The organism is Microvirga ossetica, assembly GCF_002741015.1.
GTDB lineage: Bacteria > Pseudomonadota > Alphaproteobacteria > Rhizobiales > Beijerinckiaceae > Microvirga > Microvirga ossetica.
Genome location: NZ_CP016620.1, coordinates 12,833 through 37,820 on the forward strand (window position 1 = coordinate 12,833; position 24,988 = coordinate 37,820).

The window sequence follows — 24,988 nt, forward strand, 5'->3', positions numbered from 1 at the left end:
TGAGCGAGTCGTAGGCATCCTTAAGCGCTGTGATTATCCGCTCAGGCGGTTTGTAGTGCCTGGATCAAGTTGCGGGCAAAGCTCTCGCTGGCGGGTGGAAGTGTCCGTTCCGCTTTCTTGATCATCGAGATCTCCCGGGTAAATCGTCGGTCATCCACAGGGCGCGAGCGCAGGGTCTGCTCAGCGCGGACTTCCATGGCCGATCCAGGCAGGATGGCGGCCCCCAACCCCGCCCGCACCATGCCCACCGCCGTCGACATGTACGTCGCTTCGGCGGCAACGATGGGCAGCCGGCCGGCGGCGAGGAACGCTGCGTCAACCACCGCACGCACGCTCGTGGCCGGATGCATCAGAATAAGTGGATGTCGAGTCAGAGCCTCCACATCAACCCGTACCATGTCTCCAAACGAATGGCCGACCGGGTAGACGACGTGCATGTGGTCCTGTGTCGTGTGCAGCACTTCAAAATCGCGATCGACGATGCGGCCGCCCGTCAGCCCCAGGTCGACCTGCTCCTCACGGACCTGGGCAATGACCCCGCTCGCAATCACATCGTGTATCACGAACGAGATCTTCGGGTTCGTCTCCCGAAACTGCGCAATGATCTCCGGCAAAACACCGGACGCAAACGAGGGCAGGACCGCGAGCCGAACGATCCCGTGGCGCTGGGCGGCCACGTCCCGAGCCTCGGCGACTACTGCATCGATATCCCGCAGGATGCGCTCTAGTGCCGGAACCAGCTCTCGCCCCATCCGGGTAAGGGAGACGCTGCGGGTGTTGCGGTCGAACAGGCGCACGCCCAAGGCTTCTTCGAGATTGCGGATCTGCACCGTAAGCGCCGGTTGCGACAGGTTCAGGAAGCTGGCGGCCCGCGTGAAGCTGCCAAGCTGGGCCACGGCGAGAAAGGCGCGCATTTGGCGGAGGTCGGGATTCATAATCCTAGCCTATTACTGTGATCTAATTATTTCAATTGTGTGATCGCTGGGTCCCGCCTCTAATGCGCGGGAGATCTGGAGGCATCCATGAGACAGATCAGGATCGGCGCCGGCGCAGGCTATTCCGGCGACAGGATCGAGCCGGCCATCGAGCTCGCCGAGAAGGGCGATCTCCAATACCTCGTCTTCGAGTGCCTGGCCGAGCGCACCATCGCCCTGGCCCAGCAAGCCAAGCTCAGGGATCCGGCGAGCGGCTACGACCCGCTCCTGCCGGAGCGTCTGCGCGCGGTCCTTCCGCTCTGCCACGCCAAGGGCGTCCGGATCATCACCAACATGGGCGCGGCCAACCCCATCGCCGCGGCCGAACGCACCCGGACAGTCGCCCAGGAGCTGGGCCTGTCGAACCTGAAGGTCGCCGCCGTCACCGGCGACGACGTCCTGCCCCATCTGTCCGGCGGGACCTATCGCGTGGAGGAAACAGGAGCCACCGCTGCCGAGCTCGGCAACCGGATCGTATCGGCCAACGCCTACATCGGGGCACAGCCCATCGCGGAGGCGCTCGCCAACGGCGCCGACATCGTCATCACGGGCCGGGCCGCCGATCCCTCGCTCTTCGTCGGTCCCCTGATCCATGAGTTCGGCTGGGCTATGGACGACTGGCATCGGTTGGGGCGGGGCACCCTGATCGGGCACCTGCTCGAATGCGCCGGACAGGTGACGGGCGGATACTTCGCCGATCCCGGCTACAAGGACGTTCCCGACCTTGCCCGCCTGGGCTTTCCCATCGGCGAGGTCAGCGAGGACGGGGCCGTGGTCATCACCAAGGTTCCCGGGTCCGGCGGTCGGATCACGTCGGCGACATGCAAGGAGCAGATCCTCTACGAGATCCACGATCCGGCCCGGTACCTGACCCCGGACGTGACCGCCGACTTCTCGAACGTCACGGTCGAGGAGATCGGGCCTGACCGGGTTCGCATCCAGGGTGCCTCCGGCAGCCCAAGGCCGGAGACGCTGAAGGTCTCGGTCGGAGCTGTCGAGGGCTTCGTCGGCGAGGGGCAGATTTCCTATGCCGGACCGGGCGCCCGCGCCCGCGGCGAACTGGCGATCGACATCGTCAGGAAACGTCTGACACTCACGGGAGTGCGCGCCTCTGAGCTGCGCTTCGACCTCATCGGCGTCAATTCCCTGCACGGCGACAGGCTCTCGGGAAACGGCGGCCACCATGAGCCGTACGAGGTTCGCGTCCGGGTTGCCGGCCGCACCGACAGCCTGGAGGAGGCCGTGCGGATCGGCAACGAGGTCGAAACCCTCTACACGAACGGCCCGGCCGGCGGGGGAGGCGTGACGAAATCCGCCCGTGAGGTGGTTGGCATCCTCTCTGCCTACATCCCGCGCGAGATCGTTCGCCCTGCCGTTCACTACGTGGAGGCTTGAGATGAAGCTCCGTCAGATCGCCCATTCCCGCACCGGCGACAAGGGCAACACGTCCAGCATCTCGGTGATCGCCTACAATGAACGGGACTACCCGCGCCTGCTGCGGCACGTCACGCCCGAGCGCGTCAAGGCCCATTTCGGCAACGTCGTGGCCGGTGACGTGATCCGCTACGAGATCCCAAGCCTTGGGGCCTTGAACTTAGTCCTGCGCCAGGCGCTGGGCGGCGGCGTGACCCGCTCGCTGGTCCTCGACACCCACGGCAAGAGCCTGAGCTCCGCCCTGCTCGATCTCGAGATTCCCGACGAACCCCAAACCCACGAAGCGCCAGCCCAAGGCGACGCCTGACAGCCATCCCCTGGAGGAGACGACCATGAGAGTGAAGACCTGGACTGCTGCTACCCTGACCCTTGCCGGAACCCTTCTGGCAGCCTTGCCTGCCGCGGCGCAGACCTATCCGAGCCGCACCATCAAGTTCATCGTGCCATTCGCCGCCGGCAGCGCCACGGACGCGCTGGCCCGCATCGTGGGTGAGCATGCCTCGAAGACGCTGGGGCAGTCGATCATCATCGAGAACATGGCCGGCGCGAACGGCGTCGTGGCCGCCCAGAACGTGGCGCGGGCCGAGCCGGACGGGCACACGGTGCTGATCACCACCAACACGACGCATGGGGCCAACCAGAGCCTGATGAAGAACGTGCCGTACGATGCGATCAACAGCTTCGAACCGGTGACGAAGCTCGGCACCATCACGCTGGCGCTGATCACGAACCCATCCGTTCCGGCCAAGAACGTGCAGGAGCTCATTGCTCATGCCAAGGCCAAACCCGGCGACCTGACCTTCGGCTTCGGCTCGAGCTCGTCCCGCATCGCCGGCGAGATGCTGAAATCCCTGGCCGGCGTCGACATCCGGGGCGTGCCGTACCGCAGCAACCCGCAAGCCATCACCGACCTGCTCGGCGGCCAGATCAACATCATCTTCGCCGACATCTCGACGACGCTGCCGCAGGTGAAGGGCGGCAAGGCCAACGGGCTTGCGGTCTCGACGGCCAAGCGCAGCCCGCTGGCCCCCGATCTGCCGACCATGGCCGAGGCTGGAGTGCAAGGCTACGATCTCGCCGCCTGGTTTGCGGCGTTCGTGCCGGCCAAGGCGCCAAAGCCCGTGGTCGACAAGTTGCGTGAGGCGCTCGTGGCAGCCGTCAACGACAAGGCCACGCAGGAGAAGTTGCTCACGGCCGGCATCGAGCCGGAGGCCAGCACGCCCGAGGAGCTGAAGGCGTCCGTCGGCACCGAGATCAAGAAGTGGGCCGACATCGTCAAGGCCGCCGGCATCCAGCCCGAATAACGGGCCTGACCAACAACGCCAAATCACCGGGAGGATGAGATGAAGCGCACGATCTTTGGTTTCCTGACGACGGTTGCGTGGCTCGGGGCAGCCTCATTGGGCGCACACGCCGATACGCCAGGCGAGACCAGGAAACCGGACTGGCTGCATGCTGTGCAGAGAACTGTCTTCGATGGACAGTCTGATGATCTTGCCACGGCAGGGCTTGGTACCGCCGGTCTGACCGAGAAGGCGCCGGCGCCGACATACGCTGACAAACTTCGCCCTGAGGCGGCAGAACTGCGGCGTGCTGCCCTGTTTCTCCGCGGCTCGTCGGGGGAAGGCTTCGGGCGGCTCTATGGGCCCAATGTGGATCCGCGCAGCGGTGCGGCTCTCCCCGACGATGGCAAGATTGCCGGTACCGAATATCTTGCCTACGCTGATGGCGACGGCCGCCAGAACGTGGCCATGCTCTTGCAGGTCCCGGCGTCGTTCCGGGCTGAGCGGCCGTGTATCCTTGCCGTCCCTGTCAACGGATCCTCAAGCCTGTATCGCGACATTGTTGATTTCGGGTATTGGGGACTGCGGCGCGACTGTGCCGTCGTGTACACCGACAAGGGACTTGGCAATGGCGTGCATGACCTGGAAACCGACACGGTCAATCGTCTTGATGGCACCCGAACCAATGCGAGAGAGGTTGGCCGGGAGGCACATTTCAAGGCCAGCTTGGACGAGAGCAAACGCCAGGAATTCCTGAAGTCGTTCCCGCACCGCATCGCCTTCAAGCACGCCCACTCAAGGCAGAACCCGGAGGCTGGTTGGGGCCGTGATGTGGTACGGGTGATCCAGTTTGCATTTTACCAGCTCAACCAGGATGCCCGTGGCTCAGGGGACCGGCCTTACCTGACCCGTGACAACACGCTGGTGATTGCCACCGGCAGTTCCAATGGAGGAGGCGCTGCCCTGTACGGCGGTGAATACGACAGGGAGGGCTGGATCGACGGCATCGTGGCCGCAGAACCTCAGGTGCAGGTGCAGCCTCATGACGCCATAGTAGTCGAGCGTGGGAGCACCATACGGCCAGGCACGGGCCGGACACTTCTCGACTACTTCACCATGGCGATCCTGTATCAGCCCTGCGCCGCCGTGGCGACGCCGGATGCGCCCCGGCGTGAGAAACTCGCCTTCGCAGAGAACCGGTGTCGGTCATTGAAGGAGAAAGGATTGCTCTCGGCGGATACGATGGAGGCCCAAGCCAAGGAGGCACTCGCAAAGCTGCGGGACTATGGCTGGGAACCCGAGTCTGACGTCTTGCACGCCTCCCACTACGACATCGCGCCGGATGCCACGGCCGCGAAGTACGCCAGTGATCACGGCCGCTTCGGCGTCGAGGACCGGATCTGTGGCCTCAGCTATGCCGCCGCGGACAAGGACGGCCGTCCGATGCCGATCCCGGCGGACGTGCTGGCTACCATCTTCGCAACGGCGCCTGGCGGTGCTCCTGTGGGACCGGTCGACATCATCAACGATCTGGATCCCGCCGGCCCACGGCGCAGTGCCGTCTCGGCGTCTGCCTCGACCGGACGTCAGGACTACAACCTGGATGGAGCGCTCTGCCTTCGGGAACTCGCGACTGGCCAGTCAGCCAATGCCCAACGGGTCCAGGCGGGCAATCGCGAGTTCCTCGCATCCGGCGATCTGCACGGCAAGCCGACCATCATCGTGCATGGCCGTGCCGACGCGCGCGTTCCGGTCGGCTTTACGTCCCGTCCCTATCTTGCTCTCAACAGCCTCGTCGAGGGTGACCAGAGCCGCTTGCACTACGTCGAGGTGGCCAACGCGCAGCATTTCGGCGCGTCTGAGCCGGGCTATGACAATCGGTTTGTCCGGTTGACGATCTACCACCTGCGTGCGTTGGAGCAGATGTACGCTCACCTGACGCAAAGGGCATCCCTGCCAGATCACCAGGTTGTGCGTCCCACTCCTCGGGGTGGGGAACGCGGGCAGGCACCAGCTCTGGAAGCGAGGAACATCGCTCCCATCGTCGAGCGGCCGTCCAAGGCCGATCAGATCCGGGCTGAGCGTGGCCGGGTGACCGTACCGGATTAAAGGAGCGCGCGGGAGTGTCACCGCTCCCGCGTTTATCCCTGTGAGTCACCGGATGGACACTGCTTGCCCCCTCGAGGTGTGGCATTTGCAAGGTGGATCAGCCGATCTGAAGGTTCCGCCGACAATCCAGCAGTCGAAAGGTCAGTTCCTGGCACAACTGAGACCTAAGCCTGAGGGCAGCAATCCTCGCGTAACCAGACCTTCCGCAAGGTCGGCGAATTTCACTGCCTGACCCACTGCTGACCTTTGAGGGCGTCCAGTGGGCTCTGAGGGCCCGAGCGGCTAGCGCTTCCAGCAAGCCTAGTCCTGAAATGTCGTGCCCACGCGGTGAACCGTCGAGAAGCGGCTCTTGGCGTAAACGGACGTGTAGGGCACCTGGACGTATTCCAGCGTCTTGCGGGCGGCCCAGCCCGGGAGTGTGTCCTTGTACCGGGCGAAATTCGGATTGGGACCCGTGCCGAAGAGCACCTCGTTGAGGTTCAGCCCCACTCCGACATAGAAGGATCGCTCGATGGGATAGCCGAGCTCGCGCTCCTTCTCCTCGAAACCGCGCGCATCGAAGCCGGCATGCAGTTCGACATAGCGCAGGGGCGTATCTTTAAGCGTTTCAAACCCGCTGCCCTTGAGCGCCATGATGTATCGCTGGCGCTCGTACGGCGGAAGAATGCCGTTCTCTCCCGTGATGCCGGGCCGCTCGAAGCTGGCAGGCGTGTACATGATCCGCCAATCCAGCTTCTCGCTCAACCCGGGGACAGAGTTCCGGACGATCGAGAAGAGCGCGCCGACGCCGTTGGCCACGATATCCTCGCGCGAGAAGCGGTGCCGGCCGGTGAACCCGTCCACGGTCTCCACCAATCCCATGATGCCGAACGCCAGGAGCGCGGCTGTGATCGGGGCGCCTGCGGGATTTGAGGCATTGGCCCGGATCCGGTCCGTCAGAAGGTCGGCGATGACATAGGTCGAGAACGAGTGGCCGATCTTGTCCATGCCGCCGTGCCGGGTGTTCTTCGAGAACCATCCTTCTTCGATGGTCTGGAACCCGGAGGTGTTGCCCCAATCCCAGTCCTTGATGCCGACAGTAACGATGGCGGCCCCGATGATGGCCAGCTCCCAGCGGATTGCATGCAGATGATCGCCCAGTTGGCTGAACGAGTAAAATGTCGGAGGGATAGGCGTCGGCTCAAGGTTCGCCGTCATGGCCGGCGCAGTCGGAGTGGCCGCGACCGCGGGTGCTCTCGCAAGTCGCTCCTGCGCCAGGGATGTCTCGGGGCGCAAAGCAGCGCCCAGGATTGCAAGGCAAGCGACGAAGGCAACCACCCGCATTGGCCGATCCTTTTCCAGTGCCCCCTGGCCTTACCCTTCTATGACAAGTGGCGGAACTCAACCCCCTTGGCGGAAGCGAACTGCCGCAGGGGCGGATAGCCGTCGACGAAGGTAAACAAAGTCTCAGGGCTCGAACGGCTGACGCATTTCCTTGAACCAAGGAACGTCTAGTTCTGGCACCCCTGAGACGTAAGCCCAAAGGCAGCAATCCTCACGAAACCGGACGTGTCGAATTCTCTGAGAATATCACTGCGAGACCCACTCCGGACCATCCTGTGGTTGGGACACATGCTAGACAAAGTGCCTGATCCCATTGGCACGAAGCCTCATAAGCCGTTCCGCGCCACCGCTTCCTTTGCCGTCAGGTGCAAGGATTTGCAGCCCTCTGCGTCATTATCGCTCGTACAATGGTGCCAAGTTTCCGAATGCGGGTGAGGTTCCGACGGGCTTGAGCCCTCAGGCGTCGGAGGTGGCACTCGGAAGATGACTTCAACGTGGTTGCGGTCGATCTCGATCCGTCGCACCAAGGTTCGGATCAGGGCTTGCTTGCCAGCAAAGTCCAACTCGTCCAGTCCGTCACTCACCCGGGTGGCAAACTCTTCGAGGCGCCCAATCATCAGGGTCAATTCACGCTCGGCTTGGGCTTCCTCCACCGCCACCCGACGCTGCTCTTCGAGGCGGGCTCGCCGCGTCTTCAGGCCCGCGATGCGCGGCTGGAATTCGGCAGGTTCGATTACCCCCTCGGCGTAACTGTCAATCAATCGCCCGATTCCACGCTGGAGACGCGCGATTTGGCGTTCAAGTTGCAGTACGTAGTCAGAACTGCCTGTGCGGTCTTGGGTTTGCGTCAAGCGCCGGTGATATTCACCCGCCATCCGATCCGGGTCCTCCAGCAGCGCACGCACCCGGTCCCAGACCGCCTGCTCCAGATAATCGCCTCGGATCTGGGGATTGTCACACACCGCATGGTCATCGAACCGATACCCGTCCGTTCCGATGCAGCGATAATAGCAGTACACGCCCTTCGCCGGATCCCGCTTCGACTGCGGAGCCGTCTTGCCATAATAAGCATAGCCGCAGCGGCGGCACACCGTCAGACCCTGCAGCAGCCAACGCGGTCCTGCCCGGGATTCCCGCTTGCGCTGGCGGTTCTCCTGCAACTGCATCTGAGCGGCCTCAAACACCGCTGGGTCAACCATGGCCGGCACCGGAACCTCGATCCACTCCTCGCGCGGCACCTTCACCCGCACACTCGGCCGGCGGCATGGGTGAGGATGCCCCCGTAGGGGCCGCAGGAGCTTGGGTGGCCCGAACACATAGCGGGCATGCCCGTAGATGGCGCGCCCAATGTAGGTCGTGTTCGTCAGCATCCCGCCAAGCGTCGAGGCATACCAGCGGGTCGATCCGCGACGGGTGACGACACCCGCCTGCTGCAACCGGCGGCAGACCTCCCGCAGGCTGATCCGCTCCAGCCCGACCCAGGCAAAGATCAACCGAACCACGCGGGCTTCCTCCGGCACCACTTCAAAGCGTGCCACACCCCCACCGAGAGCCTTGGGCACGTAGCGGTAGCCATAAGGGCCGGTGGTGAAGGCGCTGACCAGGCCAGATTGCGCCGCGTGGCGCCGTCCACGGCGGCTGCGCTCGAGGATTTTGGAGCGCTCGTATTCGGCGATGACGCCCTGGATCTGCAGCAGCAAGTCGTCCTCGGCGGTGCCGCCAATGGCATGGTTCAGAAAGATCACCTCCGCTCCGGCCCGGCGGAACTCCTCCATCAGAAGCACCTGATGGGCATAGCGGCGGGCGAGCCGATCCGGCGCGAGAACATAAACCCGCTCGATCTCTCCGGTCGCGACCGCATCCCGCAAGCGCTCCAATGCCGGACGGACCAGGACGGACCCGCTGTAGCCCTCATCCACGTAGGCATCCTCCGGCGCGAGGGATTGTTCGTCGGCGGTGATCCGCTCGTGCAGGGCGGCGACTTGGCTGGCGATGGTGTGATCCCGGGCCTGCTGTTCGGTGGAGACCCGCGCGTAAAGGGCAATGCGGCGATCAGACATGCTTACCTCCCTGACTTCGGGTGGTGTGGACGGGAGTTTGGGATCGGCGGTGTTCGGCGGCTCTCCGGATGGCTTTGGTTTGGATGGGTACGACGCGGCGGTAGGCCTCGATCAGGCATTCGGGGCTGAACCGCGTGATCTCGAAGGACTCCTGCACCTGCAGGAGCGGATGACGCGTCTGCCGGGTCATCGGCGCCTCCCTTGGCGGCGCTCCCGACGTCCGCCGCCTGACGCGGCTTTAGCCTGCCACAACTCCCGTCCATGCGTCTCGCCGGACGCAAGTCACAGCGGTCCAGGAGGACAAACCAGTCAAAGCGGCTGTTGGCACCATTGTACGGGCGATCATCGCCCCGACGAGTGGGAAAATGCTTCGCCTGAGGTATGGCGGTTGCCCTGCAATAGGACAGTGCGGAGGCAGCTATGATCGCTTGGCTTGGGTCGGAGCATCGGCCCCTGCTGCCCCTTATCCAGGCGGGAGAGGCCGAGATGAGCACTTTTCTCGGCCTCTCCCTCGCCACGAAAAAGCTTCCTCAAGTCGGCTAAAGCTATGGCGGTTCTGACGGAACCACCGTCTTGCCACTATCTCACTGTTTCACCACCAATTCCTGTGGCGAACCATAGTCCAATGTCGGCGCGTTGCTGTAGACCCTGTATGGATTCCAACAGCAGTCACTCCTCAGTGTCCCATTGGTTATCGTTGTAGGCAACGCACCAGACCGTCCGGAGGTTGAGGGTTCAAGCTGTTCCTGTGAAACCCATTCCAACATCACCTTGTCCAGCCAACCCTTGAGTTACTCCAGCCGATAACCCTTGCCGTTTCCCATGCCCACTATGCGGGATCCCCGGCCGCCGATGGAAGCCTGGTTGTCTGGGTTTATCCTTCGTGCGCTCCCGCACCGCTAACATGACAACACAAGAGCATGCTCGTCTTGTCGGCATCACCTTATCCCTGCTTTGGAGGAGCCAGACAATGACCACCAGAGCCACACAGTCTGCCGTTCTAGCCTTAGCTGATCCTGAACACACTGATCTTGAGCGGGGTTGGCCACCTGTTTCGGTATGTCTGGCCGGAACCGTGATGGTGATGAATGTCTGCGCGACCGTGCTGTCGCTTATCGCCTGATGGCATCCTGACAAGGATCGGGCCTGAACGGCTCGCTAGGGAGGTTAGCAATGAGACACATGAAGCTGGCGTGTGCTGCTATCGTCCTCGTCACCGTAAGTTCTGAAGCAATGGCCCAAGGCCGTCCACTGACCACTACGATGTCTTGCAATCAGGCACAAAGCCTTGTCGCTACCCAAGGCTCTGTTGTTCTCAGCACGAGCGCCACAGCCTACGATCGATTCGTGGCCTCCAGCAACTATTGTGGGATGGGTGAAGTGCCGGCGCCTGGGTGGGCTCCAACAACGGATGTTCCCCGGTGTCCGGTCGGCTCTCGCTGCATAGGCGTCAGTCGTGGTAGGTGAGTTGACCTAGCCGATACCCTCACCATCGCCTATGTCCACCATACGGGTTCCGCAGACGCTTATGGCATCCTGGATGTCCTGGGGAGCTATATAGGTGCCGCAAATTATTGGTGGCGCTGTGACGCAATTCACAGAACTCTCGGCCAGCATACGCCATCTTGCAGTCCACTCAGACGCGAGGACGACGTCATGACGGCACCCGATCACCACTTTCAGAACGACAACGGGCTTGAGGCGCAGCGCTTGTCTCTGCCTATCGCCCTCTTTCTGGTCGTTGGGTCCATCAATGTTGCAGCTACTGTTTTCTCGCTGCTTGCGGCTTGAGGCTGATGGTTTGCTCTACAGCAGGGGTAAGTACATCGCTCATCTCCTCCCAGGAAGAGGGTTGAGATGAGTGAATCCCGAAGCCACCACGCCGCATAGCCTTCGATTCAGTCAGAAACGACGTTGCTCTAGGATTTGCCTGCCTGGTGGTTTGCCATCTTGGAAGGTGTCCGGCGGAACCAGGCAGGAGAGGCTGAGAATGGTGCCGTTTCCGGCCTCTCTGCCCTCACGAAAAAGCTCCCTCGCCAGCAAGGGAGCCGGGAGGGAGCAGGGTCCAGAGCTATTGGGAGGACGCACTGGAGAAAACCACCCAAAGTCTACGCCTTTGCGACGTGCACCCCATCACTTAGGTTAAATGGGGCAGGAGATTTCAGCCGGCACAGGCTGCAAGTTGTAGCCAGTATTCGCGATCCTGCCGAGGCTCTCGCCGGTGCTTGTTTTACTGAATAGCCAGCGGGACGTTCCATAGGGCGTGGCGAAGACTTTCTGAGCACTTCAAATCGCGTTCCAGACTAGCGGTTATGCGAAATCCTTGGTGAAGTGTTGTAGGCTTCAGGGACGCCCTGCGGGCTGTTCCAGTGGGAACTTGTCTTCGTGAACGATGGCTGTGGCCTGCTCAAGACCGTCCCTCACCTCAAAGCCGATCCAGTGTCCATCCATGAGATGGGTTTGCCTCGCGCAAGCCAAGAAGTAGTTCCCAGCCTGTTGCGCGGCGAAGCTGAGCTGTCGTCTCTCGTTGGTGTAGATGCCCTCCGGCGGATCGGTGTAGGCGCCCCAAATTGCGTCCTTCGCCTCCAGCTTCACCGGCATCTCGGACTTGGCATAGACCCGGGTCACCATCAGGCTGTGCCGGAAGGACTGGGAGCCATTAATAAACTCGATGGTCACCGACCAGCCTGTTGGCACGACGATGGTAAGATTGCCGCCCCAATAGCCGTTGAAGTCGATGATGTCGGTCCGAATGTCGTCCTTGGCATACCGAGCGACTTGGTTCCAGTCCGCCACGATCTCCATCGCCACTGTCTTGGCGGCGGGATCGTTCTTGATCCAGCTTGGGACGAAGGGCTCCCCAGCCCGTGCGACTCCGAGGAATAGGCTCAAGGTGAGGGCAACGAGACTAAGCCGAACAAAGCGTGCCAACATGTGACCCTCCTTTGCAAAGCGGTTCGGGCGCTTGGCTGGAACGCGGGAACCGCGATGGAGGTCGATGCTGTGTTCAGGTTACGCCTGTTCCGCTCCGCTCACAAATTTGACCGTTCCATACTGAGGGTTATGCGAAATTTCGCGGCTTTAGGTGCGGGCGCGACAGGACCCTTATTCGGGAGTAAAATGACCGCAGTAGCGTTCCCGACGCTCTGACGAGCGCCGCCTGCCCATCATGAGGGAGAGCGGCCTATGTCTCTCAAGCTTGAGCTCTTTACAGCGATCGCCCTGCTCAGTTTCGAGCCACCCACCGAAGCCCATGATATCTACTCGCATTTGAGGAACGGGTTGGGGGGCAGTTGTTGCAATGAGAAGGATTGTCGACCGGCGCCTTACCGGATGACAGCGACCGGGGTGCAAATGTTCGTCGATGGCGAGTGGATCGTTGTGCCAGACTTTATGATCCAGTATCGAGCGCTGCTCGGTGACACGGGTGAAACAGCCGGGGGGCATTGGTGCGGGCGTATCCAAGATGGGAATGGCTACAGGCTGGGCTATGCAACCCGCTGTGCCATCCTACCGCCAAACGCTACAGCGATTTTTGAACCAGCGTTCGCCCTTCGTGAACGCCGCATCCAGCCTGTTCCCTAATGACAATTATGCGAAATTACTCGCCGGTTTTCGCGCTCGTTACCAAGCCAAAGCTCCAACGAAAAGGGCCGCGCTCGGTCTTGCAGCCCTCAATCGTCGTGCGTGGTAGCGCCCTCCGATAAGGCCTGGCACACGCCGTTGATACGCTGCTCCCCCACCATGCATTGTCTTTCCTGAGGGCCAGGCGCCGCGAACGTAGGCCCGAGCCCAGCGAGCAAGAATCCAGCAAGTGCAATTCCGTATGCCTTGATCATCGGCCTTCTCCGTTGGCGATGATTGGACTTTGAACCACGTTGCAGACGGGGACTGTGCACTGCGTCACACCGGCGAAATTCTTTATTTTTGTGGAGCCGCACATGAGAAAGGAGTTCAGCCTCGCGACGAAGCGACGTGCACCGGTTCCATACTGGAGGTTATGCGAAATTGGGCGGCGCCCTTGTGCGACCTTCCCTGCCTCAAATTTGTGCCTAAAGCGGATGAGGCATAAACTGAGTTCAACCGCGAAGACGCAACACCTCTCACGGTCTTCAGGGCTCTCGGAGTGAAGGGTTCTGGACCCACTCGGTGTTCAGGGTGCGTATCATGTCGCCGAAACAGATCTCGCTTGTCGGCGGTCTTCTGGTGATTTGGCCTGGGCCGATCCAGGCTCATGACATCTACATGGACCTGCTCACCCCATCAGGTCTACCCTGCTGTCATAATGGCGACTGCCGCCCTGTGCCTTACCGTCTGACACCGGAAGGTGTGCAGATGTTCGTTGACGAGCAGTGGCTCAATATCCCGAGGAGCAGCATCCAATACCGCACCCTCACGGGCGACCGTGGCAAAACAGGGGGAGCTCATTGGTGCGGGTTGCGAGACGCGATGGGGTACTTTACCCGCTGTGCGATCCTGCCACCCCAGTCCGCCGCCGCTCATTAGAACACACTGTTCCATACTGCGCGTTATGGGAATTATGCCTGACCCAGATCCGAAGGCTCAGACGATCGATCATGCCGCTCGATCTTCATCGAGGCGGTTACGGTGATGACCCGCTGGTTGTGCTCATCCCGTATCTCGATAAGGGGCCAGAACAAGATCTGCTCTCAATGACACGACGGCATTATGAACCAAAGACAGCTTTTCCTTTGCAGCTAAGCTTTTGCGTGAGATTCTGACCCCGTGATCGTTAGCGGGATCGGGAGGTCATCATGGATCTGTCTGTACGCGAGGTGCTGGCGAGGATCATCACCGTTCCGGACATGGTCAGAGCCTTCCAGGACGAACACCATTGCCGGCGGTTGCTTGAGGCGATGGTCTGGCCTGGTGGTCGAATTTGTCCCGCCTGTGGCTATCGCCGCTCTATCGCTCTGACCGGCCGGGAGAGCGGGAAGCGAGCACGGCCCGGACTCTATCAATGCTCGAGTAGCACCTGCCGGTTTCAGTTCACCGTCACAACCCGCACACCTCTGCACGCGACGAAACTCCCTTTGCGGACTTGGCTCTCTGGCCTCTGGCTGATGCTGCAGTCGGACAAGGGGATTTCCTCCATTCGCCTGGCAGAGGCCCTCGGCGTTAGCCAGCCGACCGCCTGGCGTATGGGCCACGCCTTACGTCTGATGGTCGGACGCGAGCATGCCCTTGATGGTGTGGTCGAAATCGACAGCCTCTATGTCGGCGGCAAGCCGCGGCGGGATCCGAACTATTCTCCACCCGGCCGTGGACGTAAAGGTGAGCCGAAAACCTTGAAAACACCGGCACTCGTGGCCGTGCAGCGGCCGCCGGATGTGAGCGTCGGCGCGAGATCTGGCGAGGTTCGGGCCGCAGTGATTGAGGACCTTTCGCAGTCCGAGGCCGATCGGGTTCTCACGGAGGCAGTTGAGCCCAGCGCTCATTTGATGAGCGATGAATGGAAGGCATTTGTGTCCCTTGGCAGCGCCTTCGCGGCCTACGACACCGTCCACCATAAGGCTCGCGAGTATGCGCGTGGTCCGGTTCACATCAACTCGGCGGAGGGCTTCAACGACCGGATCCGCCGCACCGTCTCCGGCGTATTCCACCACATCAGTCCGCATTTGGCGGACCTCTACTTCAACGAGATCGGCTTTCGCTGGGCGCAGCGTGTCGTCTCGGGCCAGGCACCCCGTCGCACACGCAAGGGACGGCAGGTTACCAAGACCTTGTGGGCGAGAGTACCGCCTGCACTTCAACTTCCAGCCGTGTTCCGCTCAGCGGTCGGACGCGAGATGCGCCGAACGAAAGCCGGCGGCATCGACCTTCTCTCGAAAGTAGCTGTCTTTGGTTCATAATGCCGGCGTATAATCAGGAACAGATCTTGCGCTGACCCCTTTCTGCGTGGATCGCGCAGGAAGAGGAGCGCAGGCGGCTCACGCTTGAGGCGCTGGCCGATGTGGATGCTGGCCGGGTTATCGATCATCAAGCCGTACAGGCATGGGCGGACAGCCTCAATAGTGACAATCCCCTGCCAGCTCCCCACTGATGAAACTCAAATGGACGGAAAAGGCGTTATCGGACCTGACGCGCCTCTACGATTTTCCGGCATTCGGTAGCAAACGCCACCAGTTTTCTCTGAACGACCGTGCTCAGGCTTCCGAAAACGCCCAAAAGCTCGAAAGCGGAAGCGCAAACATCTTCGAGCCAAAGCTTAAGGGGCGATCACCGAGGTAAATGACGGCTCCAACCACATCCCACGTTGTTCCAGGCCCCTCATCCCTGAACCAACGCAGGTGCTTGAAATCATCAGAATTCACGGTTGCCGAGGCCTTCATCTCGAACCCCACGAGCGTCCGCCCGCTTTCGGCGAGGATGTCGATCTCCCGCCCGCGTTGGTCCCGCCAATGATAGAGGCGCCAGTGATTATCCTGGTAAGGGAGGCACTTCGACAGCTCAGCGTGGACGAAGGTTTCGAGGATCGCGCCGAGTGCCGTTGGGTTGGCCCCCGGAAGGAAGGTGGCTGGCGTCATGTTCCGCAAGGCGGCGACGATTCCCGTATCCACGAGATGCAACTTCGGTTGCCGGATGTCTCGGCCAGCCTCTCCCGAGGTCCATGCTGGGAGACGCCAGAGCAAGGAAAGCTTCGTCAGCACGTCAAGGTAGGTCTCAACGGTTGGCCTCTGGACCCCGATGGTCCCTGCCAGGCCCTGGACGTTCAGTTCGTTCCCGGTGCGCACGGCGAGTTGGTCGATCAAGCGTCTCAGCGCATCCGATTTTCGGATCTTGAGGAGATCGGCGACGTCCCGTTCGACGATTGTGTCCACATAGTCTCGGTAACGGCGTTGGCGTCGGCGTTCCTCCAGCACCCGCATCTCGGGATAGCCTCCGGCCAGCATCGCCTGGATATACTCGTCCCGGGACCATGCCTCCGGGGACGGCAATGTGGAGATCGCCATTTCTCCCGATTGTCCTGCCCAATCGAGAATCCTGGCCGGACCCTTGCGGCGCATCTCCGCGACGCTCATCGGGAGCATGGTCAGGGTTTGGACGCGGCCGGCGAGAGAATCCGCAACGTGGGCTGTCGTGAACACGTTTGACGAGCCGGTCAGGACGAACTGGCCCAGCTTCCGCCTTTCATCGACAATCTTCTTGATGGCCAGCGCGAGGCGCTTGGACCGCTGCGCCTCGTCGATGATGAGCGGGGCATCACCGGCGTCGTTCACGAGCGCGTTAAGTTGGCCGATTGGATCGTCCTCAAGCGCGGCAAGGACATTCTCGTCGTCGAAGGTAATGAACTTTCCTACATGCAACAGATCACGGACGAGGGTCGTCTTGCCCGACTGTCGCGGCCCTACGATGTTCACCACCCGAGCCGATTGAAGGGCATCATTCAATTCGGCCTTCAGGTGGCGCGGCAGAAGTGAGCCATCCATTGTCACCGTGTCTCCCGTGGTCGGGGCGTGAAGGCGAGCGGCCATACGAAACCCATCAGAATGACTAATAGGGAACTGGGGAAATGTATAATTCGTATGTGGTGAAATGTATAGTATAGATACGGTGAACTGCATATTCGGCCAAGCAGTCTGTCAGCGGCATCGATCGTGGACAGTTCCTGGCATACGCCCGTTCTGAATAAACTCCTACCATCGGCGATTTGTCTACTGTTGGTGGTCTTTGCTACCGAATGCCGCGATTTTCTCGCCCCGATCAACAAGTCGGCTGCCGCCAAGGCAGTCCAAGCGCTAACGGCTGCACCAGGCAGGTTGCTGGAACATCCTCGTATCGGGGAACAACTACATGAATTCGAGCCTCGCGAGGTTCGCCGGATCCTCGTTGGACAGTATGAAATGCGCTACGAGATCCGGTGAGAACGGCGGTGCAAAATTTGACCACGGTAGCGGCGGGATAGACCCGCTGCGGGCGGCGTAAAAGTCGTCCACCTATTCCCTTTCTGCCGGTTGCAGGGAGGGCTGGGGGATTTTCACCGTGGAACTTTACCGGAAGGTTCGGCTGGCGTGCTCTGAAGGCATGAGCCAGCGCGAGGCGGCGAAGCATTTCAACATATCGCGCGACAGCGTTCGCAAGATGATGGCCTATGCGGAGCCGCCCGGCTATCGGCGTCATGCTCCTGTCCGGCGCCCGAAGCTGGAAACGTTCGTCCCGATCATCGATGCCTGGCTGGAGGGCGATCGGTCGGTTCACCGCAAGCAACGCCATACGGCGAAGCGGGTGTTTGACCGGCTCCGGGAGGAGCATGGGTTCACCGGCGGCTATACGACGATCAAAGACTACATCCGCGAGCGCGAGCGGCGATGCCAGGAGATGTTTGTGCCGCTGTCGCACCCACCCGGCCATGCGCAGGCCGACTTCGGGGAGGCGGTGGTCGTGATCGGCGGGGTGGAGCAGAAAGCGCATTTCTTCGTGCTTGATCTTCCGCACAGCGATGCGTGTTTCGTCCGGGCCTATCCCGCGGCTGTGTCTGAGGCCTGGGTGGACGGCCACATCCAGGCCTTTGCCTTCTTCGGTGCGGTGCCGCAGTCGGTGCTCTATGACAATGACCGCTGCCTGGTGGCAAAGATCCTGCCGGACGGGACGCGCAAGCGGGCGGCGTTGTTCAGTGGTTTCCTGTCGCACTACGTGATCCGGGATCGCTACGGTCGTCCGGGCAAGGGGAACGACAAAGGGAATGTGGAGGGCCTCGTCGGTTATTCCCGTCGCAACTTCATGGTGCCAATCCCGAACTTCCCGAGCTGGGAGACCTTCAACACCTGGCTGGAGGGGCAATGCCGCAAGCGGCAGGATGACAAGCTGCGGGGGCCGGCCGAGACGATCGGCCAGCGCCTGCAGCGGGATACCGCGGCCATGCGTCCCCTGCCGGCCTCGCCATTTGAGGCCTGCGATCAGGCCAGCGGGCGCGTCTCATCGCAGTCGCTCGTGCGCTACAAGACCAACGACTACTCGGTGCCCGTGGCCTGGGGCCATCAGGATGTCTGGATCCGGGGCTATGTCGACGAGGTGGTGATCGGCTGCCGCAGCGAGGTCATTGCGCGCCATCCCCGCAGCTACGAGCGGGAAGAGGTGATCTTTAATCCGCTACATTACCTCCCGTTGATCGAGAACAAGATCAACGCACTCGATCAGGCCGCTCCTTTGCAGGGATGGGACCTGCCCGAGGAGTTCGCGACCTTGCGCGGCTTGATGGAAGTCCGCATGAACAAGCAGGGCCGGCGCGAATATGTGCAGGTGCTGCGGCTGCTGGAACTCTTCAATCTCCCGGATCTCCATGCTGCGGTGAAGCAGGCCCTGCAGATGGGGGCGATCGGCTTCGATGCGGTCAAGCATCTGGTCCTGTGCCGGGTGGAGCGCAGACCGCCGCGGCTGGACCTCGATGTTTACCCCTATCTGCCGAAAGCCAGGGTCGAGAAGACATCGGCGGCGGCCTATATGTGCCTGATCTCGGAGGATGCCGCATGAGCGCTGAAGCTCCCGAGATTTTGCTCGCCCACCACCTCAAGGCGCTCAAACTGCCCACATTCCTGCGCGAGCACCAGAAGCTGGCCCGCCAATGCGCCACCGAGGGGCTTGACCATGTCCGCTTCTTGGCCCGGCTCGTGGAGATGGAGCTGATCGACCGCGAGCGGCGGATGGTCGAGCGGCGCATCAAGACCGCGAAGTTCCCGGCCGTCAAAAGCCTCGACAGCTTCGACTTCGCCGCCATCCCGAGACTGAACAAGATGCAGGTCCTAGAGCTGGCGCGTGGCGAGTGGATCGAGCGGCGCGAGAATGTCATTGCCCTCGGCCCCTCCGGCACCGGCAAGACCCATATCGCCCTGGGGCTCGGGCTGGCCGCCTGCCAAAGGGGACTGTCCGTCGGCTTCACCACAGCCTCTGCCCTGGTCAGCGAGATGATGGAGGCCCGTGACGAGCGCCGCCTGCTTCGTCTCCAGAGGCAGATGGCCGGATACAAGCTGCTGATCATCGACGAACTGGGCTTCGTGCCCCTCTCGAAGACCGGGGCGGAGCTGCTGTTCGAGCTGATCTCGCGACGCTACGAACGCGGCGCCACCCTCATAACCAGCAATCTGCCCTTTGACGAATGGACCGAGACCCTTGGCTCAGAACGCCTTACGGGCGCACTTCTCGACCGACTGACCCACCATGTCAGCATCCTCGAGATGAACGGCGAGAGCTACCGTCTTGCTCATAGCCGATCGCGCAAACGGCAAACATCGTCCTGAAATCAACCCGATGACAATTGGCCCAGGGGGCCAATGCGCCATGGCACGCGCCAGCTATGTGGTCAGCGCGCCCGCCACTGGCCCAGTTTTGCGCCGCCCCGTGGTCGACTTTTGAACCGCCGTTGACAGTTCCTAAGGCGAAGCCAAGCTAGTCGATGTTCGGATAATCCAATCCTATGCGTGCTTTATCCATTGGCTAAATGGGTGCCGACGTTCAATCTCTCTCAAACAGTACCAATAAGGGGCAACCAAACGGAGGAGACAGTGAAGCCAATCGTCTACGCAGTTGCAGCCGTCGCGGCGATCGTTACTCAAGCTGCTCAGGCTCAGGACAGACCCACAACAGCACTCCAGCGGTGCCAAGATCTGAAGGGCCTCACCATTGTACCCAGTGATATAGGCCTGCCCACGAGGGGCGCGTCGATCACGCAGGCAGACCGTGCTTCTGTCGCGGAGCCCAAGCCCTCTCCCGACGGCGAGTTCGGCCTCCCGATCCCGGAGCGCTGCATCGTCCAGGGCAGGATCGATCCTGTCGATTCAAGCGCTCCACCGGTCAACTTCAATATCAACCTGCCCATCAACTGGAACGGCAAGGCTCTGCAATCCGGTGGCGGCGGGCTCGGTGGAGCGCTGATTACCGGCCCCAATCAGAAGGCGTCCGGTCGCTTTGATCCGATCCCGCTGGATCTGCCATACCCTCTCACGCTCGGCTATGTGACCTTCGGCGATGACGATGGTCATCAGGGACCTGATGTCAGCTTCACGAAGAGTGACGAGGCCCTGCGGAACTGGGCGTCCGACGCCCACAAGAAGACCCGAGACGTCGCCATGACGATCATCAAGGCGGCCTATGGCCGGGCACCGGATCGCGTGTACTTCACCGGCGAGTCGGCTGGCGGCCGCGAGGCCGTGATCATGGCCCAGAAGTTCCCGCGCGACTATGACGGCATCATCGCCACATCGCCTGTGCTGGGATGGTACGCCATTCACCTGGCGGATAACACGATCCGCGACCGTCTGATCCAGGGATGGCTTGATGCAAAGGCGATCTCTCTCATCGCCGAGAAGACCCGAGCCACCTGTGATGAAGCCGACGGTCTCAAAGACGGGGTCATCGCCCGCTATATGGAATGCCCCAACACCGTCGCGACTCTTCGGTGCCCCGAGGGCAAGCCGGGCGAGGGCTGCCTCTCGGATGCGCAGATCGCTGCCGTGAACGCCATCCGGGAGCCCTGGTCCATGATCGTGCCGCTGGCGCACGGGGTCACGCGCTACGCCGGCTTCGGGGTCACTGGCGACGAGGATGGAGAACGCTATCAATATGGGTTCTACACGGTTGGAACGGAGCGGCCGTCGCAGCCTCTGGAGCCTGGGCGGGGCTTCGAGCCAAAGCGGGGCGCCGTGCTCAACTTCTCCAATCTGCTGGTCCGTCACACGATTGCGCAGGACCCGGCGTTCGACCCTTACCAGTTCGATCCACGTCCTTACGCCAAGCGCATTCAGTACCTGTCGGCATTGTTCGACGCGACCAACCCGGATCTCTCCGAGTTCCGCAATCGGGGCGGGAAGATGATCATCCTTCAGCCGTCTGCTGACAACGCGGTCGGCACTCCCATGATCGCGGAGTACTACAGGTCCATGGTCGCCAGGATGGGACAAGAGGCCACCGATGAGATGCTGCGCTTCTATGTTGGACACGGCGGCGGGCATAACGTGACCGGAACCTCTCAGGTGGACACTCTCACGCTGCTGGAAAACTGGGTTGAGAAGGGGCAGTCCCCGCCGGATGCAGTGACGGCCTACAACATTGACACGAACACGCTCAAGCGCCTGCGGAGCATGCCAGCCTGCCGCTATCCGTCATATGCGAAGTACAATGGCGCGGGTGACCCGAACAATGCCGAAAGCTTCACCTGCGAGAAGCGTTCTGATCCACTCGCGTTTGATCCTAAACCGTAATGAGCGCCTAAGCCCGGCACCTCACACAGCAAGCTCCGGCCGTCGGCCGGGGCTTGCTCCTCTACGGAACGTCGACAGACGAATACGCTGGTCAGCATGATAGGTGGGCTAAGAAGCGGCATGCCCTGAGCCAGACGTCCCTGCAGCTTTGTAGCATGGCAGCGCATCCCATACCTAAGGTCTCCTTCTGGCACTTCTCGGGAGTAGGCAGAGTGTCGGCCCTAGCACGGAACAGCGGACGTTCCTGAAGGTCAGGTGATCGTCAGTGCCTGACCTCTTGCAGACCTTCAACCTTCTCCTATCCTGGAGCCGCGAACTGGCCCCGAAGGGTAGGAATCATGACATACGCAATTCGCTTCCATGAGACTGGAGGGCCTGAGGTTCTCGTCTGGGAGAAGGTTGACGTCGGCCAGCCAGGGGCGGGTGAAGCCCGTGTCCGGCACACGGCCATCGGCCTCAACTATGTCGATACCTATGTGCGCACGGGCGTCTACCCGGCCTCCCTGCCAAGCGGCCTTGGCACAGAGGCTGCTGGCGTGGTCGAGGCGGTCGGCCCGGGCGTCACAGACGTAAATGTCGGTGATCGCGTTGCCTATTCAGGCGGTCCCCAAGGCGCGTATTCCGAAGAGCGGGTAATGCCGGCGGATCGCCTAGTCGTGTTGCCGGACGGCATCTCCGATCAGCAGGCGGCGGCGATGATGCTCAAGGGCATGACGGCCCAATACCTCATCCGGCAGACCTACAAGGTCAAGGAAGGCGACACCATCCTGTTCCACGCGGCAGCCGGCGGGGTCGGCCTCATCGCGTGCCAATGGGCCAAGGCGCTGGGCGCGACCGTCATCGGCACCGTCGGCAGCGATGAAAAAGCCGAACTCGCCAAGGCTCATGGCTGCGACCATACCATCCTCTACACGCGCGAGAACTTTGTCGAGCGGGTGAGGGAGATCACTGGCGGCAACATGGTGCCGGTCGTGTACGACTCAGTCGGTAGGGACACCTTCTCCGCCTCTTTGGACTGTGTTGCCCCTCGGGGGCTCATGGTGCTCTTCGGGCAATCATCGGGAGCGGTCGAACCGATCAATCTGAGCATCCTGGCCCAGAAGGGCTCGCTCTATGTGACGCGCCCCACCTTGGGAACCTATGCCGCAAAGCGGGACGATCTTTTGGCCATGGCCCAGGACCTGTTCGATGTCGTGCTCTCAGGCAAGGTCAAGGTCGAGGTCGAGGTCAACCAGATATATCCGTTGCAGAATGCAGCCAAGGCCCATCAGGATCTGCAAACTCGAAAGACCACCGGATCAACAATCCTGACTCTGTAGCAGTCTGGCCCGGACCGATAATAGACAGGATGGGAGGTCTCCTAACAATCCTACGTCAGTTCATGGCACGCCTCGGCCGGAAGAGCTTGGTCCGCTTCGGCGCTTAACAGCCGACCTGCGTTGAGCGGCCGGAACGTGAAAGGTTGACCCAAGCTAACGTTTACTCTTGGAGGCGACAGGGCTGGCACAGAACCTGGCCGCACAAGGAGCCTCGTTCCGTAAGGCCCGGTTCCGCGCAATCGGCAGGCAATCTTCCTGCTTTCTCGCAAGGCCACACGCGCTAACGCCCGATCTCCTTTTGGGCAGGGTCCCTCCCGGCTAGAGCGGTATAAAATAGTCTACCTCGGCGGTCCTCAATCCGCCAAGAGGCGGAACTGCCGAGAGATGGAGGCATCCATGTTGTTTGTTGTCATCGGCAAGCCAAAGGCTGCGAGCTCAGGCAAGGAGCGGATCGCCCGCCGCGTAAGCTGGGAGTACCCTGCGGGCATGCGGATGGTTGCTGAATACTGGCCCATGTCCACGGAGGTGGCCGTCATTGCCGTGGCCGAGGCTGACAACGTCGCCTCGATCATGAGAGCTATCGTGGATTGGGATGATGTCTTTGACTTGACTGTCGTGCCCGCCATGACAGCCGAGCAAGGCCTTGAAATGGCGAAGCAGATGCAGGCCGGCCCCTCAGCCTGAGGTCTTTGCGAGGGGGGCGCAGACGATATCCTAGTGCGTCTCCGGCTCACGGGGACGCACGTGTGCCCCCATTAATGTGCTGGTGCCATATACAGCCTTCTGCAATATTTCACTGTGGCCGCCAGATTGAAATGTCTGGTGGCCTGCAGCGCTGTCTGAGGTCATCACGCTCAGCGCTAGGCCATTGAAAGTCTGCCCTCCACTCTGAGTGGGAAAACTCACAAAACGCAGGCAAAACCCGTTAAGTTGACAATGAACCACCTCCACGACGAGAGCGAGCGCGGTATTGACTGTCCAACCGAACACCGGACACTCGATTGCGGATCTGGGCTGCGTCGAGCAGACCTTGCTCATTCCCCTGGCCGCACGCGCGCTCGCCCGCCGTCTTCTCCCTCACCGCGGCTTTGCTGATCCAGCGGCCGAAGCGATCGTCGCGCGCCTCTTCATGTGCTAAAGTGCCAGGGCTTGAGCGGCGAGGGGAGGCGGCTATGTACCTGGTCATCCGCAGGTTCAACCACATCAGCTCGGTGGCTGAAGCCGCCCGTCGCGCCGAAAGCGGCATCGGTCAACTGCTCAAGCAATCTCCTGGGTTCCAGGGCTATTACGTGTTCGATGCCGGCGACGGTATCGGCGGGTCCGTAAGCCTGTTTGACAGCCAAGAGGCTGCTCAGGCGGCCAACGAGAAGGCTCTTGCCTGGATCCGCAGCAGCTTGGTCGACATGATCGACGGCGAACCCGAAATCACCATGGGCGAGGTGCTGGCGGTCGTCACACCCTGACATCTCGTTGCAGAATATATTCGGAAGACTTCCAGGTTCACGAAGAGTTCAGACGCAGGATGGTAGAACAGCACTCCGCATCGACGTTGATGTCGTGCCAGCAAGCTCCTAGGTCGTTATTGTTCAAGTTCATAATCAGCGTATGAAATGAAGCGAAACCCAAAGCCTTTCTCTGTTGAAATCAAGAAATCCCGCGATCCCGGTCAGCGTAGACAACCCCCGTCAAGGCATCTGTTCGAGACGACGCTGGCCGAAACCAATAAGATCTTCCGGAAGGAAGAGCCTCGGGCTACCGTTGAATCATCGGCTGGCCGACGCATTCTGCCGAGCATCGTGGCGCCCGTGCGGAGAAGTTGGGTGCCCGTTGAGCCTGTCCGACGCAAGTGCTTTTCAGGGAAAGCCGTCTCGGAACAGATGGAACCCGATCTGACTGCGACGGTTGTTGAAACCGTGACGGGCGCGTACTCAGAAGAAGCGCTGGTGATCGCCAAAGCCGTGCTGCAGACTGAGGTTGCTCCTGTCGTTGCTGAGGAGGCAACGCCGGCCCATAATGCTCAGCCCGTACAGAGTGAAAGTCTTAAAGTCAGGTCCCGCAGGTTACGGAAGAAAGCTTCTCAAGCTGTTGAACCGATCACAGCATCCAAACCAGAGCCAATGCAAGTGGCAGAGGTGATTGAACCATTGGTGGTGACATCGTTGAAGGCTGGCGAACGCAGGTTGACCAAGCGTCAAGCTGCCACTGTTCAACTGCCACGATATGAGCGTTGGAAGCGGCGCCTCCATCCAGCGTCCTGGTGAGGGCAATCCG

At 61.4% G+C, this 24,988-nt stretch carries 23 protein-coding genes and 1 pseudogene; 18 read left to right on the forward strand and 6 right to left on the reverse strand.

The genetic code is table 11. The annotated features are described in order from the left end of the window. Nucleotides 1-41: 41 nt before the first annotated feature. Nucleotides 42-914 carry a LysR family transcriptional regulator gene (locus BB934_RS42950; RefSeq protein WP_335645688.1) on the reverse strand — a complete coding sequence of 291 codons (873 nt, stop codon included), beginning with the start codon at nucleotides 912-914 and terminating at the stop codon, nucleotides 42-44. 108 nt (nucleotides 915-1,022) lie between these two features. On the opposite strand from BB934_RS42950, the gene BB934_RS42955 reads away from it, so the two are divergent. From BB934_RS42955 to BB934_RS42970, 4 genes are read left to right on the forward strand one after another with little or no spacing between them, the layout of a single operon-like run. After that, nucleotides 1,023-2,369 (forward strand): acyclic terpene utilization AtuA family protein, encoded by a 1,347-nt coding sequence (locus tag BB934_RS42955; protein ID WP_099515706.1) that lies wholly within the window; start codon nucleotides 1,023-1,025, stop codon nucleotides 2,367-2,369. Between the two features lies 1 nt (nucleotide 2,370). Then, a complete protein-coding gene (locus tag BB934_RS42960; RefSeq protein WP_099515707.1) occupies nucleotides 2,371-2,715 on the forward strand; it encodes an AtuA-related protein in 345 nt (114 codons plus the stop codon). Nucleotides 2,716-2,740: 25 nt separating this feature from the next. Beyond that, complete coding sequence (locus tag BB934_RS42965) at nucleotides 2,741-3,712, forward strand: Bug family tripartite tricarboxylate transporter substrate binding protein (protein WP_099515708.1); 972 nt, start codon at nucleotides 2,741-2,743, stop codon at nucleotides 3,710-3,712. Nucleotides 3,713-3,751: 39 nt separating this feature from the next. Further along, a complete protein-coding gene (locus BB934_RS42970; protein WP_099515709.1) occupies nucleotides 3,752-5,800 on the forward strand; it encodes a 3-hydroxybutyrate oligomer hydrolase family protein in 2,049 nt (682 codons plus the stop codon). A gap of 300 nt (nucleotides 5,801-6,100) precedes the next feature. Here BB934_RS42970 and BB934_RS42975 read toward each other — a convergent pair whose 3' ends face one another. From BB934_RS42975 to BB934_RS42985, 3 genes are all read right to left on the reverse strand, one after another. Beyond that, nucleotides 6,101-7,123 (reverse strand): DUF2279 domain-containing protein, encoded by a 1,023-nt coding sequence (locus BB934_RS42975; protein WP_099515710.1) that lies wholly within the window; start codon nucleotides 7,121-7,123, stop codon nucleotides 6,101-6,103. 326 nt (nucleotides 7,124-7,449) lie between these two features. Next, nucleotides 7,450-9,183, reverse strand: a complete 1,734-nt coding sequence (locus tag BB934_RS42980; RefSeq protein ID WP_099515711.1) for a recombinase family protein — start codon at nucleotides 9,181-9,183, stop codon at nucleotides 7,450-7,452. Next, nucleotides 9,176-9,373, reverse strand: a complete 198-nt coding sequence (locus BB934_RS42985) for a hypothetical protein (RefSeq protein WP_099514215.1) — start codon at nucleotides 9,371-9,373, stop codon at nucleotides 9,176-9,178. Before BB934_RS42985 ends, BB934_RS42980 begins: the two co-directional genes overlap by 8 nt. A 230-nt stretch (nucleotides 9,374-9,603) precedes the next feature. On the opposite strand from BB934_RS42985, the gene BB934_RS50360 reads away from it, so the two are divergent. Both BB934_RS50360 and BB934_RS50365 read left to right on the forward strand, forming a co-directional pair. Beyond that, nucleotides 9,604-9,726 (forward strand): hypothetical protein, encoded by a 123-nt coding sequence (locus tag BB934_RS50360; protein ID WP_257792396.1) that lies wholly within the window; start codon nucleotides 9,604-9,606, stop codon nucleotides 9,724-9,726. 1,113 nt (nucleotides 9,727-10,839) lie between these two features. Beyond that, the gene (locus tag BB934_RS50365; protein WP_257792397.1) at nucleotides 10,840-10,974 is read left to right on the forward strand and encodes a hypothetical protein; all 135 of its coding nucleotides are present in this window, start codon (nucleotides 10,840-10,842) and stop codon (nucleotides 10,972-10,974) included. Nucleotides 10,975-11,526: 552 nt separating this feature from the next. Here the strand turns inward: BB934_RS50365 and BB934_RS42990 are convergent. Further along, nucleotides 11,527-12,117, reverse strand: coding sequence for a sulfocyanin-like copper-binding protein (locus BB934_RS42990; protein ID WP_099515712.1), 591 nt, complete (start codon nucleotides 12,115-12,117; stop codon nucleotides 11,527-11,529). A gap of 252 nt (nucleotides 12,118-12,369) precedes the next feature. On the opposite strand from BB934_RS42990, the gene BB934_RS42995 reads away from it, so the two are divergent. The 3 genes and pseudogenes from BB934_RS42995 to BB934_RS43005 form a co-directional block, all read left to right on the forward strand. Beyond that, a complete protein-coding gene (locus BB934_RS42995; protein WP_099515713.1) occupies nucleotides 12,370-12,768 on the forward strand; it encodes a hypothetical protein in 399 nt (132 codons plus the stop codon). 1,190 nt (nucleotides 12,769-13,958) lie between these two features. Further along, nucleotides 13,959-15,056: an IS1595 family transposase gene (locus BB934_RS43000; protein ID WP_099515714.1), complete on the forward strand. Its 1,098-nt coding sequence runs from the start codon at nucleotides 13,959-13,961 to the stop codon at nucleotides 15,054-15,056. A 38-nt stretch (nucleotides 15,057-15,094) separates the two neighbouring features. Next, nucleotides 15,095-15,247: pseudogene (locus BB934_RS43005) on the forward strand (CopG family ribbon-helix-helix protein); the annotation flags it as partial. Nucleotides 15,248-15,350: 103 nt separating this feature from the next. Here the strand turns inward: BB934_RS43005 and BB934_RS43010 are convergent. Then, nucleotides 15,351-16,634, reverse strand: a complete 1,284-nt coding sequence (locus tag BB934_RS43010) for an ATP-binding protein (protein WP_099515715.1) — start codon at nucleotides 16,632-16,634, stop codon at nucleotides 15,351-15,353. Nucleotides 16,635-16,853: 219 nt separating this feature from the next. Between BB934_RS43010 and BB934_RS43015 the strand changes: the two genes are divergently transcribed. The 9 genes from BB934_RS43015 (at nucleotide 16,854) to BB934_RS48880 (ending at nucleotide 24,978) form a co-directional block, all read left to right on the forward strand. Beyond that, nucleotides 16,854-17,069, forward strand: coding sequence for a type II toxin-antitoxin system RelE/ParE family toxin (locus BB934_RS43015; RefSeq protein WP_099516115.1), 216 nt, complete (start codon nucleotides 16,854-16,856; stop codon nucleotides 17,067-17,069). Between the two features lie 118 nt (nucleotides 17,070-17,187). Continuing rightward, nucleotides 17,188-18,675: an IS21 family transposase gene (gene istA, locus BB934_RS43020; protein WP_157933989.1), complete on the forward strand. Its 1,488-nt coding sequence runs from the start codon at nucleotides 17,188-17,190 to the stop codon at nucleotides 18,673-18,675. Further along, a complete protein-coding gene (istB, locus tag BB934_RS43025; protein ID WP_099508287.1) occupies nucleotides 18,672-19,439 on the forward strand; it encodes an IS21-like element helper ATPase IstB in 768 nt (255 codons plus the stop codon). Before istA ends, istB begins: the two co-directional genes overlap by 4 nt. Nucleotides 19,440-19,703: 264 nt before the next feature. Further along, the gene (locus BB934_RS43030; RefSeq protein WP_157934676.1) at nucleotides 19,704-21,398 is read left to right on the forward strand and encodes a tannase/feruloyl esterase family alpha/beta hydrolase; all 1,695 of its coding nucleotides are present in this window, start codon (nucleotides 19,704-19,706) and stop codon (nucleotides 21,396-21,398) included. A gap of 338 nt (nucleotides 21,399-21,736) precedes the next feature. Further along, nucleotides 21,737-22,717: a quinone oxidoreductase family protein gene (locus BB934_RS43035; RefSeq protein WP_099515717.1), complete on the forward strand. Its 981-nt coding sequence runs from the start codon at nucleotides 21,737-21,739 to the stop codon at nucleotides 22,715-22,717. 384 nt (nucleotides 22,718-23,101) lie between these two features. Then, complete coding sequence (locus BB934_RS43040) at nucleotides 23,102-23,401, forward strand: DUF3303 domain-containing protein (protein ID WP_099515718.1); 300 nt, start codon at nucleotides 23,102-23,104, stop codon at nucleotides 23,399-23,401. A 286-nt stretch (nucleotides 23,402-23,687) separates the two neighbouring features. Continuing rightward, nucleotides 23,688-23,855, forward strand: coding sequence for a hypothetical protein (locus BB934_RS48120; protein WP_157934677.1), 168 nt, complete (start codon nucleotides 23,688-23,690; stop codon nucleotides 23,853-23,855). Nucleotides 23,856-23,889: 34 nt separating this feature from the next. Further along, complete coding sequence (locus BB934_RS43045) at nucleotides 23,890-24,180, forward strand: hypothetical protein (protein ID WP_099515719.1); 291 nt, start codon at nucleotides 23,890-23,892, stop codon at nucleotides 24,178-24,180. Nucleotides 24,181-24,594: 414 nt separating this feature from the next. After that, a complete protein-coding gene (locus BB934_RS48880; RefSeq protein WP_210422190.1) occupies nucleotides 24,595-24,978 on the forward strand; it encodes a hypothetical protein in 384 nt (127 codons plus the stop codon). The last annotated feature ends 10 nt before the right edge of the window (nucleotides 24,979-24,988 follow it).